We start from the raw sequence: 14,915 nt of genomic DNA on the forward strand, positions 1-14,915 counted from the left end.
CCGGCGATTCGCTGCGAATCGCCGGATCGCCGGGTCTGTCCCCGCCGCAGCGAGGTAGCAATGGACTTCGCCTTCAGCGAGGAGCAGGACGAGTTCCGTGGCATCGTGCGGCGCTTCGTCGAGGAGCGCTGGCCGACGGCCGAGGTGCGCCGGCTCGCGGAGCGGGCGGGCTTCGAGCCCGCTGTCTGGAAGCAGATGGGTGCGGAGCTGGGGCTCCAGGGGCTCGCGATCCCCGAAGCGTACGGCGGCCAGGGCTTCGGCTTCCTCGAGCTCGGGATCGCGCTCGAGGAGCTGGGTCGCCAGCTCGCGGGCGGGCCCTATCTCGCGAGCGCCGTGCTCGCGACCCAGGCGATCCTCGCTGCCGCTGGCGAGGCGCAGCGAGCGGAGTGGCTGCCGGCGCTGGCCGCCGGCGACCTGATCGCGGCACTCGCCGTCGACGAGCCCGGCGCGCGCCCGGGGCTGGACGGCGTCGCTGCGACGCTGCGGCGCGACGGGGCGGATGTTCGCGTGTCGGGAGCCAAGACCGCCGTCCTCGATGCCCAGAACGCAGGGCTGCTGCTGGTCGCGGCCCGCGAGCCTGGCGCGGCGGGGCTCACGCTCGTCGCGCTGCGCCCCGACGCGCCAGGGGTCGAGCTCGTCCCGGCGGACGGCCTCGATCTCGCGCGCAAGCACGGCGAGCTCGTCCTGCACGACGCACCCGCGGTGGCGCTCGGCACGCCCGGCAGCGCAGGCCCCGCGCTGCGACGCGCGCTCGACCTCGGCGCGATCGCGCTCGCTGCGGAGGCGGTCGGGGCGGCCGCGCGCTGCCTCGAGATGGCGGTCGCCTACGCGAAGGAGCGGATCCAGTTCGGCCGGCCGATCGGCTCGTTCCAGGCGATCCAGCACAAGTGCGCCGAGGTGATGCTCGAGCTCGAGACGGCGCGCTCGGCAGCGTACTGGTCGTGGTGGGTCGCGTCGCAGGACGGCGTCGAGCCGGGCGTGCTGGCCGAGGCGGCGAGCGTCGCCAAGGCCACCGCCGGCGACGCCCTCACGCGCGCCGCCGCCGAGAGCGTGCAGATCCACGGCGGCGTCGGCTTCACCTGGGAGTTCGACTGCCATCTCTACTTCCGCCGCGCGAAGGCCGTCGAGCACCTGCTCGGCGATCCCGTCTGGCATCGCGCGCGGATCGCGGAAGGGCTCGGGCTCTGAGGGCCGGACCACCCGCTCGCGAGCCGGCCGCTCAAGCACAGGCCGCAATCGTTCGATGGAGCCGCCGGGGGTAAGCGGCTTGGGCGGCCTGATCCAGAGCTATCACCTGCTGGCCACGGTGGCGTTCGTGCTCGCCTCGGCCGTGGTCGCGCTGCGCCTGATCGCGCTGGCGGCGCGCACCCGCCAGCGGCCCGAGCTGCTGCTCGGCCTCGGCATCCTCGCCACCGCCGCGCTCGGCTACGGCGTCCTGATCGCAGCCTCGATCCTGCGCGGCGCCCCGGGCACGCCCGCCGGCAACGACGTCGAGCTCGCCCTGCACGCCATCGGCTCGATCCTGCACGACGCCGGCGTCACGATGGTCCTGTTCTTCGTGCTGACCGTGTTCCGCCCGCAAGAGCGCTGGGCACGCGCGCTCACCGGTGCCGCGCTGCTGGCGCTGTGGGGCGGGCACCTCGGGTGGGAGCTCACGAACGGCTATCGCAGCATGCTGCCCGGCAACGGCTTCTGGTGGCTGCGCTTCGCGGTGATCTGGACCTACCCGCTCTGGACGATGGTCGAGTCGTACCGCTACTACGGGCTGCTGCGCCGGCGCAGCGCCCTGGGCCTCGCCGACCCGCTCGTCACCAACCGCTTCCTGCTCTGGGGCAGCGCTTCGCTCGGCACCGCGCTCGCCACCTGGACCGCGAGCCTTCCCTCCCTGCTCATCGACCGGCCCGAGACGCTCGCGGTCTGGGGCCCTCCGATCCAGCTCGCGACGGCCACCTTCGGCGTCACGACGGTGACCCTCTACGGACTCACCTTCTTCGCGCCCGCCTGGTACCGGCGCTGGATCCTGCGCGCGGCGAGCCCCGACGCGGTCCAGCCGTAGCGGATCGCCCCAGCGCACGAGCGACGCGCGCCGCGAGGGCCACGGGGACGGCGGCCGGCCCCGCGCGACGCGCAGGTCCTCAGAGCGGCACGCCGAGCTCCGCGAGGGAGCGCTCGGTCTGCCCCGCCCAGTCGCGGTTCGCGGCCGGGCTCGCAGGGCTCGGGTGCGGAATGCGCCCGATCGGGAGGCCCGTCGCCCCGAGCGCGGCGTGCGCGCGCCCTTCGGCGAAGTGCCCGATCCCCACCACGAGGCGCGGGCGCAGCAGCTCGACGGTGCGGCGCAGGGCGTCGTCGCAGGCGGCGAGCAGCGGCTCGCGGTCGGCGGCGCGCAGCTTGTCGGGGGTGAGGTTGCGGCCGCTCGCCTCGAGGAAGAGGAGCGGGCAGTAGTTCGCGACGAAGAAGCGGGCGAAGAAACGCTCGGGCGCGCCGAAGCGGCCGCGCGCCCAGCCCCAGAGCCGCGCACCCGACACCTCGCTGCGCGCGCAGGCGAAGCCCTGGACGGGCCGCTTCGGATGCTCGTCGCGCGGCCGCCCGACCGGTGCCTCGATCCCGAGCCAGTCCCGCACCAGCCCCACCTCGCCGAACGGCACCCCCGTCTGCGCCATTCCGAACGGTCCCGGGTTCATGCCGATCAACACGATCTCACGGGGCGCCGCGCCGTAGCGGCGCAGGTACTCGACCCAGGGCGCGCGGGCGTAGCGCAACGGGTGGTAGACGTGCGCGACCGGAGGCGCGAAGCGCAGCCGCGCGAGCCGGCGCGCGAGCGCGTCGCCCACGGCGACGAGCGGCGGATCCGCCGCGGAGGCGCCCGCTGTAGCCTCCCTCGGCCTCGCGCCCCGGGCCTGCGTCACGGAACCGTGTCGCTCGGATCGCATGGGCCCGGCTGCACGTCGAGCCGCCACGCCCCGCGGCGCGGCGGCCGCGCGAGGGTTGCGGCAAGGGCTGCGAGGAAGCGCGCCCGCGGCCACTCGACGGCGCCGAAGCGGGCCAGGTGGTCCGTGTGTACCTGGCAGTCCACGAGATCGAAGCCCCACGCCGCGAGCTGCCGGACCAGGGTTGCGAAGGCCACCTTGGACGCGTCGGGGCGGCGCGTGAACATCGACTCGCCGAAGAAGGCGCCCCCGAGCGATACGCCGTAGAGGCCGCCGGCGAGCCTTCCGTCCTGCCAGGCCTCGGCCGAATGTGCGAAGCCGAGCCGGTGCAGGCGCCGGTACGCCGCCGCGAGCTCGGGGGTGATCCAGGTCCCGGCGTCGTCGCGCCGTCGCACCTCGGCACAGTGCCGGACGACCTCGTCGAAGCAGGTGTCGAGGCGCACCTCGAAGCGGGCGCTCCGCAGCGTCTTCGCGAGGCTGCGCGAGACGCGCAGCCGCGCGGGCTCGAGGACCATGCGCGGGTCGGGCGAGAACCAGAGCAGGGGCCGCGCGACGAGCGGCCACGGGAAGATCCCGAGCGAGTAGGCGAGCAGCAGGCGCTCGGGCTGCAGGTCGCCCCCGACCGCGAGCAGGCCCGACGCCTCCGCCTCCTCGGGCGGCGGAAAGGCGACCTCGCTGCCGAGCCGGTAGACCGTCACGAGGCGGCAGGGTAGCCCGCGGAGCCGGCGCCCGGGGCGTCCTGCTCTCAATCTCCCGGACGTCCTCCGCGCAGCAGCGCGAGGCCGCTGCGGTCGTGCGGGAAGAACGCGGACGAGAGGCCCACCGCGGCGGCGATCCCGAGCAGCGACATGCTGGTGATCATGACCGGCGACATCGTACCGGGCTGCAGGGCGCGGTCGACCATCGCGAGCACGTAGATCCCGAGTGCAGCGGTGCCCGCGACGGCCCAGAGGAGGAAGCGCCGCGCGAGGCCGGGCTCCGCAAGCCCCAGGCGCGCGCGCCGTGCCGTCTCCTGCCAGCAGAGCAGGGCCTCGACGGCGCTCCACGCGTAGATCCCCGCACCGAGCAGCATGTAGGGCCAGAAGACGAACGGCGGCGGCGGGAACGCGAGGGGATCCACGAGTCGGAGCAGGAACGAGCCCGCGAGCGCGACGGTGAGCGCGAGCTGGAGCGCGCGCGCCCAGCGCTCGTCGGGCCGGAAGATGTGGCGCAGCGCGAGCGCCAGCGCCGCCGACGCGAGATGCGCCGCGAAGCCGGAGATCATCTCGATCGACGCAGCGGCGGCACGCGGCAGCTCCGGCGCCGAGAAGGCCGCGATCCCGAGTGCGAAGGAGAGGCCGCCGGCCGTGAGGGTCACGCCGATCGCCAGCTCCGGCGTCTCCCGGGTCCCGCGCCAGAGCAGCAGGAGCCGGACGCCCACGACGAGGCTGACCAGCACGAACGCGCCGTAGCCGAGCAGCGCGAGCAGGGCCATCGGCTAGGCGGCGCCGGGCACGGCGCCCGCGGTGGTGCGGGCGCGCCGGAAGGCGAGCCACAGGCAGCCCGCCGCGCCGAGGCCGAGCGCCGAGCTCAGCGCCAGCACCGCAGGGTGCGTCCCCTGCGCCGTGAGGAAGCGGTTCGCGGCGGTCGCCGCGTGGATCGCGACCGCGGCGCTGCACGCGGCCGACCACAGCACGATGCGGCGGGTGACGGCCGGGTCGGCGAGCCGCAGCCGCACCCGGCGGCGCAGCAGCGCCGCGTAGCGGCCGGCTTCGGCGGCGCTCCAGGCGTAGGCGGCCGCGCTGCCGATCGTGCTGGTCCAGAACACCACCGGTGCGGGGGGGATCGTGCGCGCGTCCCCGAGGCGCAGCGTGTACGAGAAGCCGAGCACGAGCGCGATCGCGGTGACGATCGCGCGCCCGCGCGGATCGCCCGGCCGGAAGATGTGGGCGGTCCCGATCGCGAGGAAGAGCGCGCCGGCGTGGAGGCTCAGGTTCGCGAGCAGCAGGGCGGCAGGCGCCCAGGGCCTCGGCAGGAGGTCGAGCGCCAGCACCATCAGCAGGTAGCCGATGCCACCGCCCAGGAGCAGCGCGGCTCCCAGGGCCCCCTCGGGCGCCGCGCGCGTCCGCCGCGCGAGCAGGAGCAGGCGGGTACCGACGGCCAGGCTGGCCAACACGAAGGAGCCGAGGCCGATCCCTTGGAGCACCGCCACGCCCGCTCCATCGGCGGGCGGCGAGTGCCGCTTGACCGCTGCCCGGAGGCGTCAGGAGCCGCTCGGCACCGTCCGTGCGGGCCACCAGGCGGGCGGGAAGAAGGCGAGCCAGAGCGTCACCGCCGCGCCCAGACCGAGCGCAGAGGTGAGCATCAGGATCGCCGGATCGACCGTGACCGGATCGATGAACCGGTTCACCATGTTGCACAGGTGGATGCCGACCGCGCCCGCGCCGGCGGCCGCCCACAGCGCGAAGCGCCGCGCGAGCGCCGGGGAGGCGAGGCCGAAGCGGGCGCGACGGCGCAGCGCCGCGGCGTAGCGTGCCGACTCGAAGGCGCACCAGCCGTAGGCCGCGGCCCCGAGCAGCATCGTCGGCCAGAAGTGCAGCGGGCTCGACACCGGCTGCGTCGCAGTCGGCGGATCGAGCGTGCGGAGCGCGAGCGTCGCGGCGAGGCCCGCGACGATCACGAGGCACGCCCGCTTCGCCCAGCGCTCGGCCGGCCGGAAGATGCGCCAGGCGCCGAAGGCGAGCGCCGCCGAGCCGACGTGGATGAAGGCGATGCCCGCGAGCCGGATGGCGCCCACCCACTCGTGCGGCAGCACCTCGAGCTGGCGGGCGCCGACGGCGAGCGCGTAGCCGAGCCCGGCGCCGAAGAAGAGCGCGGTGCCGAGGGCGGTCTCGGGTGCCTGGCGCGTACGGGCGGCGAGCGCCAGCAGCCGGCCGCCCACCCACAGGCTCACGAGGGCGAACGACCCGAGGCCGAGCAGCGAGACCAGGCGCATGGACCCCTCCGACCGGAGGCGGGATCGGCGGATCCGCCGATCGGCTTGAGGTGCGCGGGTGCGGCTCAGGCCCCCGGGCTGCCCGAGCGGCGCAGCTTCTCGAAGGGGACGTCGCGATCGCCGCGGCCCTCGCGGGGGAGCCCGAGCACGCGCTCGGCGACCAGGTTCTTCTGGATCTCGTCGGTGCCCCCGGCGATGTGCAGCGAGGGTGCCGTCAGGAACTGGTGCTGCCAGGGCCCGTGGCGGCGCAAGGCCTCGGCGCCGGCGATGCGCAGGCCGAGATCGGCGCCCGCGGTGAGGATCCGGCCCAGGGCGAGCTTCATCACCGACGACTCCGCGTCCGGGATCGTGCCGCGGCCGAGCTTCGTGACGACGCGCGCGTTGAGCAGCTCGAGCGTCTTGTCCCAGCAGTAGAGGCGCGCGATCTGGTCCCGCGTCACGGCGTCGAGCCGGTCACGGTGCGCGCGGGCGTGCTCGAGCAGCTCCCGGAACGAGAAGAAGCCCCCGGTGCCGCCGAGCGCCATGCGCTCGTTGAGGAGCGTCGTCATCGCCGCCGCCCATCCGGCGTTCTCGGGGCCGAGCCGGCACGCGTCGGGGATCCGCACCTCGTTCAGGAACACCTCGTTGAAGTGCGAGCCGCCGGACATCTGGCGAAGCGCGCGGATCTCGACGCCGGGGGCCTTCATGTCGATCAGGAAGTAGGTGATGCCCTTGTGCTTGGGCACGCTCGGGTCGGTGCGGGCCAGCAGGATCCCGAGGTCCGCGTAGTGCGCGCCCGAGCACCAGGTCTTCTGCCCCGACACCACCCAATGATCACCGTCCCGGACCGCCCGCGCCGCGAGCGAGGCCAGATCCGAGCCGGCGCCCGGCTCGCTGAAGAGCTGGCACCAGATCTCGTCGCCGCGCAGGAGCGGCGGCAGGTAGCGCTGCTTCTGCGCGGGGCTGCCGTGGGCGATGATCGTGGGCCCGGCCATCGCCGTGCCGACCACGAAGATCGACTCGCCGAGCCCGGCCCGGGCGAGCTCCTGGTTCCAGACGATCGCCTCGATCGGGCCCGCGCCGCGGCCGCCGTACTCCTCCGGCCACAGCACCGCCGCCCAGCCGTGCTCGAAGAGCGTGCGCTGCCAGGCCTTCTGCCCGGCGAGGAGCTCGTGCTCGTCCACCCCGTCCTCGAAGGGGTGCCGCCAGCGGGCGGGCTTGTGCGCCGCGAGGAAGGCCTGCGCCTCGGCGCGGAAGGCGGCCTCACGGGGGGAGTCGCGGAAGTCCATCGGGTCGGAAATGAAACATGTTCCAATCCCGTTGGCAAGCCGCATGGCCCCTGTCGTCGGCCAGGGGACCGGGGGATACTGCGCGCATCGCAAGGGGGGCTCGCGATGCGTCCCAGGATCACGCTCGTCCTGCTGGCGGCGGCTCTCGCCGCCCCGGCGCCCGCCGACGGGAAGGAGAAGGCCGCTCCCGCGACGCGCGCCTGGTTCGGCGCCGTCCACGTCCACACCGGCTACTCCTTCGACGCGTTCACGAACGGCTCGCCCACCCGGCCGGCGGATGCCTACGAGTGGGCGCGCGGCAAGGCGATCGCGGGCGGCGGCGGGGGCCCGGACCTTCGGATCGTGACCCCGCTCGACTTCTACGCGGTGAGCGACCACGCCGAGTACATGGGCGTGTTCATGCAGATGGCGGACCCGAAGAGCCCGCTCTCCAAGCTCGATCTCGCGAAGCAGGTCACCTCGCCCGACCGGAAGCTCGCCTTCGACGCCTTCGCCCGGATCATCGACGAGATGAGCGCGGGCCGCTCACGTCCCGAGCTGACCGATCCCGCGGTCAGCAAGCCGATCTGGAAGGAGATCGTCGAGACCGCCGACCGCTACTACGAGCCCGGCCGCTTCACCACCTTCCCCGCCTTCGAGTGGACCTCGAACCCCGACAAGCGCAACCTCCATCGCGTCGTGGTGTTCCGCGACTCGCGCCACCTGCCCGAGCTGCCGCTCTCCGCACTCGACACCGAGGACCCCGCCGCCCTCTGGAGCTGGATGGAGGGCGTGCGCGCGCGGGGCGCCACCCTGCTCGCGATCCCCCACAACGGCAACGCCAGCGACGGCAGGATGTTCGCGCTCGAGGGACGCGACGGGGAGCCGCTCACCAAGGAGTCGATCGCGGCGCGCGCCGGCAACGAGCCGCTCTACGAGCTGACGCAGATCAAGGGCACCTCCGAGACACACCCCTCGCTCTCGCCCAACGACGAGTTCGCGGGCTTCGAGCAGTGGGACTACACGCTCTCCGCCAACGCCGAGCGGCCCACCCATCGGGCGGGGAGCTTCGCGCGCAAGGCCCTGCTCGACGGGCTCTCGCTCACCCGCGAGGGCCGCGGCAACCCGTTCCGCTTCGGGCTGATCGGGGACTCGGACACGCACAACGCCGCCGCCACGAACGAGGAGGACAACTACACGGGAAAGTTCGCGATCGAGAACAGCCCGCGGCACCGCCTCGAAGGCTTCGGCGGCACCCCGGAGCAGACCCAGCAGATCCGCGAGTTCAGCTCCGGAGGGCTGGCCGGCGTGTGGGCGCCCGAGAACACCCGCGAGGCGATCTTCGCCGCGATGCAGCGCAAGGAGACCTTCGCGACCAGCGGCCCGCATCTCACCGTTCGCTTCTTCGGCGGCTACGGCTTCGATGCGGCGGACGCCCGCACGCAGGATCTGGCGGCGATCGGCTACCGCAAGGGCGTGCCGATGGGCGGGACGCTCGCGGGCGGCGGCGGGAAGCCGCCCTCGTTCCTGGTGGCGGCGCTCAAGGACCCGCGCAGCGGCAACCTCGACCGCGTGCAGGTGGTCAAGGGCTGGGTCGACGCCGCGGGCGTCCAGCACGAGCAGATCTTCGACGTCGCCTGGAGCGGCGATCGCAAACCGGACCCCGCGACCGGCAGGCTTCCCGCCGTCGGCAACACCGTCGACGTCGCGAAGGCGACCTACGAGAACACGATCGGAGCGGCAGATCTCGCGGCCGTCTGGACCGATCCGGCCTTCGACCCGGCGCTCCACGCGTTCTACTACGCCCGTGTGCTCGAGATCCCGACGCCGCGTTGGAGCACGCGGGATGCGGCGAAGCTCGGCATCGCCATCCCCGGTGGCCTGCCGGCGACGATCCAGGAGCGCGCGTGGTCCTCGCCCATCTGGTACGAGCCGCCGGACGCGTCCTGACGGTGGCTGTCCCGGCTCCGCGAGGTCGGGCGGGGTCCGCGCCCGACACCCCACTTCCGTTCTCGCCCGGGCGCGCGCTTGCGATCGGCGCGCACCCGGACGACGTCGAGTTCTACGCCGGCGGCACCGTCCGGCGGCTCGTCGAGGCGGGTGCGGAGGTCACGCTCGTCGTGTGCAGCGACGGCGGCCGCGGCGGTGCGGCCCGCGAGCCGGCGGCGCTGCGGCGCGCCGAGCAGGACGCGGCGGCGGACCGGCTCGGGATCGCGCGGCTCGTCTGGCTCGGCCATCCCGACGGCGAGCTCGCGCCGGGCGACCCGCTGCGTGCCGAGCTCGTCCGCGAGCTGCGGCGCGCGCGGCCGGAGCTCGTGCTCGCGCACGATCCCCAGACCCTGTGGACGGTGATCGGCGGCATCGCCGAGCCCGGGCACAGCGACCATCGAGCGGCGGGTCAGGCCGCGATCGACGCCGTCTATCCCCGCGCCGCGAGTCCGCACTATCACCCGGAGCAGCTCGCCACACACGGGCTCGAGCCCTGGTACCCGCGCGAGCTCTGGCTCTTCGACACCGCGGCACCGGACCTTCGCGTCGAGGTCGCCGGTGCCTTCCCGCGCAAGCTCGACGCGCTCCGCCAGCACGCGAGCCAGGAGGCCGCTGCGGCCGGCCTGCTCGGCCCCGCTCGCGCCCACGCCGCCCACTGGGGCGCCGCCGAGCGCCCGGCGGAGGCGTTCGTCCGGCTGCGGCTCTATTGAGCTCCGTCTTGCGCGCCGCGAAGCCGCGGCCGGATCCGGGCCGCGAGCGCGCGCCTTCCGGTCGCGCGGCGCGCGCAGCCCTTCCCGCCCGCGCCTTCGTTCAGCGCCGGAGCGCCCGCGAGCCGCTCACGTGCGGGTTCCCGCGCTCGTAGAAGCGGAGCACGCGCTGCGCCTCGCGGGTGATGCCGATCCGCACGCTGCTCGCGATCGGGCCGGCACCGGCGCCGTTCGTGGCGAGCCAGAGCGGCCCGGGCGCGCACAGATCGAGGCCGTCCTGCCCCCGGTCGACGGCCAGCGCCTGGGCGACCCGGCCCGGGCCCCGTGCGAGGTCGGTCGGGCGGGTCGTGCCGCGCAGGCGCGCCATCGTGGCGAGCCCCGCGATCGGCTCGAGCGCGCGCAGCAGCACGCCGGCCCCGACGCCCGCCGTCTCGCTCGACACGTTCAGCATGAACCAGCAGCCGTAGCAGAAGTACACGTAGGCGTGTCCCCGGCGCAGGAAGAGCGAGCGGTTGCGCGCGGTCTCGCCGCGAAAGGAGTGGGCGGCAGCGTCGCCGACCGGGTAGGCCTCGGTCTCGACGATGCGGCCGGCGAGCCGCTCGCCGCGGTGCTCGCGCACCACCACGCGGCCGATCAGCGCGCGCGCGAGCTCGACGGTATCGCTCGGAAGCTCGGCGCGGCGCAGCCTCCGCAGGCGGGTTCCCAGGGCGCTTCCTCCTTCTCGAGGAGGAGATCTTGCAGGGTGCGGCCATGGGGGGCAAAGGAGGCGCTCCGCCGGCGGCTGCGCGCGGGCGGGCGGACGGCGGGACGGACAGCCGGTAGCCTCGTCGCCGTGACGACCTGGCGCGGTGCGGCGAGCCTGCTGCTCCTCCCGTTGCTCCTCGGGCCCGCCCCGGCGAGCGCGCGGGAAGCGGCGGAGGGCGGCCGGAAGCTCCAGCTCTACGTGATGCCGGACACCCAGTCCTGGGCGTGGAACCAGGGCGGCGACTCGCTCGCCACCTGGCAAGCGGTGGCGGATGCGCTCTGCCGCCAGCGCGAGCGCTTCGCGATGGTGCTGCACACCGGCGACATGGTGGACCTGCCGCGGCTCCGCCCCGCGGAGTGGGACGGCGCAGGGTCCGCGATGCAGCGCCTCGACGCCTGCCGGATGCCCTATGCGATCGCGTTCGGCAACCACGACTTCGACAACTACCCGCCACCGGGTCCGGAGCCGCGGGGCGAGGGCGATCGCGGTTGGAAGGCGCTGCGCGCCCGGCTCGCCTACCAGCCGCAGGAGAGGGCGCCCTCGGGCCGCAGCGCCCTGACGCCTCTTGCGCCGGGCTGGTTCGTCCTCACGCTCGACCTCACGCCGTCCGCGGCGGACCTCGCCTGGGCGGCGGCCGAGATCGCGAAGCGCCCCGAGGCGAGCTTCCTCGTGCTGAACCATCACTGCATCGACCGCAACGGGGTGGGGAAGCCGTGGTGCGCCAAGCTCTTCGAGGAGCAGCCGCGGATCCGGATCGCGGTCTCCGGCCACTGGCTGGGGCGCGTGCGGGACGCCTGGCGCGAGGTCCCGCGCGCCAAGGCCCCTCCCCTCATCGCGCTCTACCAGAACTACCAGCACGTCCCCGCTCTCGCGGCCTGGGGCGTGGTCGTCGAGCTCGATCCGGCGTCGGGCGCGGTCTGCGTCTGGAGCGAGAACCTCCTCGACGGCGCCATCGGGCACCCGGCCGCCTCCGCGCGCGAGGTGGGGCCGGTGGAGGCCGGCAGCCCGCGCCGCTGCCTCGACGGCCGCTGACGAGCGGGATCCCGCACGCCCCCGGCGCAGGGCATCGAAGCCGGGAAAGTGATACATGTTCTAAAAACGCGGGAGGCCCCCATGCACATCGCCCTCACGCCCGGGCAGCGCGAGCTCCGCGACCACCTGCGTGGCTACTTCGCCCGGATGATGACCCCGGAGCTGGTCGCCGAGATCCAGGGGAGCGAGGGTGGCGGCCCGCTCTATCGCGAGGCGCTCGAGACGATGGGCGCCGACGGCTGGCTCGGGATCGGGTGGCCCCGGGAGTACGGCGGCCAGGGCCGGACCCCCATCGAGCAGATGATCTTCGCCGACGAGGTGCAGAGCGCGGGCTTCCCGCTGCCCTTCCTGACGCTGAACACGGTCGGCCCGACGCTCGCAGCCTACGGCTCCGAGGAGATCAAGCGCGAGTTCCTGCCCCGGATCCTGGCCGGCAGGTGCCACTTCGCGATCGGCTACTCCGAGCCGGGCGCCGGCACCGACCTCGCGTCGCTGAAGACGCGCGCGGTGCGCGACGGTGAGGAGTGGGTGATCGACGGCCAGAAGGTCTTCACGAGCCTCGCCGACTTCGCGGACTACGTCTGGCTCGCCGCGCGCACCGATCCGGGCGCGCCCAAGCACCGTGGCATCTCGATGTTCCTGGTCCCGACCACGGCGCCGGGCTTCAAGATGACGCCGACGCACACGGTCGGCGACGTCCGCACCAACACCACCTACTACGAGAACGTGCGCGTGCCGCACCGCTACCTGGTCGGCGGCGAGAACAACGGCTGGGGGCTGATCGTCTCGCAGCTCAACCACGAGCGGGTCTCGCTCACGCCCTACGGCCCGTCCGCGCGCATGTTCGAGGAGGTGCGCCAGTGGGCAAGCGCGACGAAGCTCACCGACGGGCGCCGCGTGATCGACCAGGGCTGGGTGCGCGAGGCGCTCGCCTGGGTGCACGCGAAGCTCGAGGCGCTGCGCCTCATGCAGTGGAAGCTCGCCTGGAGCATGACGCAGGGAAAGCTCCATCCGGCCGATGCCTCGGCGGTGAAGGTCTACGCGACCGAGCTCTACGTGCAGGCGTACCGGCGCCTGATGGAGGTGCTGGGGCCGGCGGGCACGATCCGGGACGGCTCGCCCGGCGCCGTCGCCCGCGGCCGCCTCGAGCGCATGTACCGCGCAACCCTGATCCTCACCTTCGGCGGCGGCACCAACGAGGTGCAGCGCGACATCATCGCCATGGCCGGCCTCGGCCTGCCCCATTACAAGAGCTGAGCGCGGAGGCTCCTGCCGTGGATTTCTCGTTCACCGACGAACAGAACGCGCTGCGCGAGCTCGCGCGCAAGATCCTCGAGGCCGAGGCGACGCCCGATCGCCTGCGCGAGGTCGAGAGGAGCGACGAGCGCGTCGACCGGAAGCTCTGGGCGACGCTCGCCGAGGCGAACCTCCTCGGGGCGGCGCTGCCCGAGGCGGTCGGGGGGAGCGGCTACGGCGTCTTCGAGCTGTGCGTGCTGCTCGAGGAGATCGGCCGCGCGGTGGCGCCGGTGCCGGCGTGGGCCGCCCTGGCCGGTGCCGCGCTGCCGATCGCGCGCTTTGCGGACGCAACGCTCCAGGAGCGCTGGCTCCCGCCGCTCGTCGCCGGACGCACGATCCTGAGCGCGGCCTTCGCGGAGCCGGACAACGTGGATCCGCTGGCGCCCGCCACGAAGGCCACGCAGGACGGCGCCGGCTGGCGCCTCGCGGGCGTGAAGTTCTGCGTGCCCGCCGCCCACGTCGCCGAGCGCGTGCTGGTCCCTGCCACCGGCCCCGGCGGCGTCGGGCTCTTCCTCGTCGATCCGCGCGGCGCGGGCACGAGCCTCGAGCCGCAGCTCGCGACGGACCGCTCGATCCAGGGCTGGCTTGCGCTCGACGGCGCGCCGGTCGCGGCCGACGCCGTCGTGGTCGCGCCGGGCGCGGCCGGCCGGGCGGCGCTCCAGTGGACGGTCGAGCGCGCCCGGGCGGCCCTCTGCGCGATGCAGGTCGGCGTCGCCGAGAAGGCGCTGCGCATCACCGCCGGCTACGCGGCCCAGCGCCAGCAGTTCGACCGCCCGATCGGGAGCTTCCAGGCCGTGCACACCCGCGCCGCCGACGCCTACTGCGACCTCGAGGCGCTCCGGCTGGTCACCTGGCAGGCGGCCGACCTGCTCGCGCGCGAAGAGCCGGCGAGCGACGCGGTCGAGATCGCGAAGTTCTTCGCCGGCGACGCCGGACACGCGATCGCGTACGCCGCGATGCACCTGCACGGCGGGATCGGCGTGGACGTCGACTACCCGATCCACCGCTACTACCTGTGGGCACGCCAGATCGAGCTCACGCTCGGCCCCGCGTCGGCGCAGCTCGCCGCGATCGGAGACCGCCTGGCGCAGCCGGCGTAGCCGGCGTCCCGGCGGTCCCCGGCGGATCGGGAGCTACGCGCGCTGGCCTCCGCGGGCCGCCGGGGAGGTGGCCAGCAGGGCCGGCAGCTCGGCCACCGAGCCGAGGAAGGCGCGGACCGGACGACCCGCGAAGTCCTCCGGCGGCGAGGGGCCCGACAGGACGGCGACGAAGGGGACCTGCGCGTGCGCCGCGGCGTCGGCGTCCACCCGGTGGTCGCCGACGTAGAGCGCGCCCTCGGGTGCGACGCCGAGCTGCGCGAGCGCGAGCAGCAGCGCGTCGGGGGCGGGCTTGTGGCGCGTCACGTCCTCGCCGCCGACGATCGCGTCGAAGCCGTCGAGCAGCGCGTGGCGCGCGAGGATGCGCTCGATCTGGCCGCGGCGCTTGGTCGAGCAGATGGCCGTGGCGAGGCCGCTGGCGCGCAGCGCCGCGATCACGCCGGCGACCGGCTCGAAGACCCGCGTGCGCTCGTGCATGATGCGCTCGGCCAGCGTGTGGAAGCCCTCGCGGAAGCGCGCCGCCAGCGTCGCGTCGGCCACGCCGTGGAGCGCCCACAGGGCCTCGGGCAGGGGCAGCCCGATCGTGCGCCGGATCCGCTCGGCCGGAACCGCCGGCAGCCCCACGGCCGAGAGCCCCGCGCCGAAGCACTCGACGATCGCGTCGGAGGAGTCCGCGAGCGTGTAGTCGAAGTCGAAGAGGACGGCGCGCACGCGCGCAGGGTGGCGGCTTCACGCGGAGGCGGCCAGCCGGCTCGTGTCCGGTGTCGGAAGTTCGCCGTCGAAGTCTCGAGCCGTCGCGGGCGGCTGGGTGTGCACCGAGATCGCGGCTACGGGCCGCTCGCAAGGCGCGCGACCGAGCCATGGCCGTCGCCATGGGGCGGGAGCGCAACGCTGCGAGCGG

General features: G+C 74.4%; 15 protein-coding genes. 7 read left to right on the top strand and 8 right to left on the bottom strand.

Annotation, left to right across the window (positions count from 1 at the left end; genetic code table 11):
- Positions 1-60: 60 nt before the first annotated feature.
- Positions 61-1,188: an acyl-CoA/acyl-ACP dehydrogenase gene (locus OZ948_10210; protein MEB2345107.1), complete on the top strand. Its 1,128-nt coding sequence runs from the start codon at positions 61-63 to the stop codon at positions 1,186-1,188.
- Positions 1,189-1,267: 79 nt separating this feature from the next.
- A complete protein-coding gene (locus OZ948_10215; GenBank protein MEB2345108.1) occupies positions 1,268-2,056 on the top strand; it encodes a hypothetical protein in 789 nt (262 codons plus the stop codon).
- Positions 2,057-2,135: 79 nt separating this feature from the next.
- Here OZ948_10215 and OZ948_10220 read toward each other — a convergent pair whose 3' ends face one another.
- The 6 genes from OZ948_10220 to OZ948_10245 all read right to left on the bottom strand — a co-directional run bounded on the left by OZ948_10220 (position 2,136) and on the right by OZ948_10245 (position 7,169).
- A complete protein-coding gene (locus tag OZ948_10220; GenBank protein ID MEB2345109.1) occupies positions 2,136-2,831 on the bottom strand; it encodes a single-stranded DNA-binding protein in 696 nt (231 codons plus the stop codon).
- 71 nt (positions 2,832-2,902) lie between these two features.
- A complete protein-coding gene (gene aat / locus OZ948_10225; GenBank protein ID MEB2345110.1) occupies positions 2,903-3,625 on the bottom strand; it encodes a leucyl/phenylalanyl-tRNA--protein transferase in 723 nt (240 codons plus the stop codon).
- Between the two features lie 47 nt (positions 3,626-3,672).
- Positions 3,673-4,401, bottom strand: a complete 729-nt coding sequence (locus OZ948_10230; GenBank protein ID MEB2345111.1) for a hypothetical protein — start codon at positions 4,399-4,401, stop codon at positions 3,673-3,675.
- A 3-nt stretch (positions 4,402-4,404) separates the two neighbouring features.
- Positions 4,405-5,118, bottom strand: a complete 714-nt coding sequence (locus OZ948_10235; protein ID MEB2345112.1) for a hypothetical protein — start codon at positions 5,116-5,118, stop codon at positions 4,405-4,407.
- Between the two features lie 51 nt (positions 5,119-5,169).
- Entirely contained in the window at positions 5,170-5,901 is a 732-nt protein-coding gene (locus tag OZ948_10240; GenBank protein ID MEB2345113.1) for a hypothetical protein, read from the bottom strand.
- A gap of 65 nt (positions 5,902-5,966) precedes the next feature.
- A complete protein-coding gene (locus OZ948_10245) occupies positions 5,967-7,169 on the bottom strand; it encodes an acyl-CoA dehydrogenase family protein (protein ID MEB2345114.1) in 1,203 nt (400 codons plus the stop codon).
- A gap of 105 nt (positions 7,170-7,274) precedes the next feature.
- On the opposite strand from OZ948_10245, the gene OZ948_10250 reads away from it, so the two are divergent.
- Both OZ948_10250 and OZ948_10255 read left to right on the top strand, forming a co-directional pair.
- The gene (locus OZ948_10250) at positions 7,275-9,098 is read left to right on the top strand and encodes a DUF3604 domain-containing protein (GenBank protein ID MEB2345115.1); all 1,824 of its coding nucleotides are present in this window, start codon (positions 7,275-7,277) and stop codon (positions 9,096-9,098) included.
- A gap of 2 nt (positions 9,099-9,100) precedes the next feature.
- Positions 9,101-9,847, top strand: coding sequence for a PIG-L family deacetylase (locus OZ948_10255; GenBank protein MEB2345116.1), 747 nt, complete (start codon positions 9,101-9,103; stop codon positions 9,845-9,847).
- Between the two features lie 100 nt (positions 9,848-9,947).
- Here OZ948_10255 and OZ948_10260 read toward each other — a convergent pair whose 3' ends face one another.
- Complete coding sequence (locus tag OZ948_10260; protein ID MEB2345117.1) at positions 9,948-10,550, bottom strand: DNA-3-methyladenine glycosylase; 603 nt, start codon at positions 10,548-10,550, stop codon at positions 9,948-9,950.
- Between the two features lie 126 nt (positions 10,551-10,676).
- Here OZ948_10260 and OZ948_10265 point away from each other — a divergent pair, with 126 nt between their 5' ends.
- The 3 genes from OZ948_10265 to OZ948_10275 all read left to right on the top strand — a co-directional run bounded on the left by OZ948_10265 (position 10,677) and on the right by OZ948_10275 (position 14,017).
- Positions 10,677-11,621: a metallophosphoesterase gene (locus OZ948_10265; protein ID MEB2345118.1), complete on the top strand. Its 945-nt coding sequence runs from the start codon at positions 10,677-10,679 to the stop codon at positions 11,619-11,621.
- Positions 11,622-11,702: 81 nt separating this feature from the next.
- Positions 11,703-12,878 (top strand): acyl-CoA dehydrogenase family protein, encoded by a 1,176-nt coding sequence (locus tag OZ948_10270; protein MEB2345119.1) that lies wholly within the window; start codon positions 11,703-11,705, stop codon positions 12,876-12,878.
- A 17-nt stretch (positions 12,879-12,895) separates the two neighbouring features.
- Positions 12,896-14,017 carry an acyl-CoA/acyl-ACP dehydrogenase gene (locus tag OZ948_10275; GenBank protein ID MEB2345120.1) on the top strand — a complete coding sequence of 374 codons (1,122 nt, stop codon included), beginning with the start codon at positions 12,896-12,898 and terminating at the stop codon, positions 14,015-14,017.
- Between the two features lie 33 nt (positions 14,018-14,050).
- Here the strand turns inward: OZ948_10275 and OZ948_10280 are convergent, their stop codons facing one another.
- The gene (locus OZ948_10280; protein MEB2345121.1) at positions 14,051-14,725 is read right to left on the bottom strand and encodes an HAD family hydrolase; all 675 of its coding nucleotides are present in this window, start codon (positions 14,723-14,725) and stop codon (positions 14,051-14,053) included.
- Positions 14,726-14,915: the final 190 nt, after the last annotated feature.

Source organism: Deltaproteobacteria bacterium (assembly GCA_035063765.1).
Classification (GTDB): Bacteria; Myxococcota_A; UBA9160; order UBA9160; family PR03; genus CAADGG01.

Excerpts from the sequence above, each read along its gene's own strand:
- OZ948_10210 (MEB2345107.1), top strand. The coding sequence starts at position 61 with ATGGACTTCGCCTTCAGCGAGGAGCAGGACGAGTTCCGTGGCATCGTG.
- OZ948_10230 (MEB2345111.1), bottom strand. The coding sequence starts at position 4,401 with ATGGCCCTGCTCGCGCTGCTCGGCTACGGCGCGTTCGTGCTGGTCAGC.
- OZ948_10240 (MEB2345113.1), bottom strand. The coding sequence starts at position 5,901 with ATGCGCCTGGTCTCGCTGCTCGGCCTCGGGTCGTTCGCCCTCGTGAGC.
- OZ948_10245 (MEB2345114.1), bottom strand. The coding sequence starts at position 7,169 with ATGGACTTCCGCGACTCCCCCCGTGAGGCCGCCTTCCGCGCCGAGGCG.
- OZ948_10250 (MEB2345115.1), top strand. The coding sequence starts at position 7,275 with ATGCGTCCCAGGATCACGCTCGTCCTGCTGGCGGCGGCTCTCGCCGCC.
- OZ948_10270 (MEB2345119.1), top strand. The coding sequence starts at position 11,703 with ATGCACATCGCCCTCACGCCCGGGCAGCGCGAGCTCCGCGACCACCTG.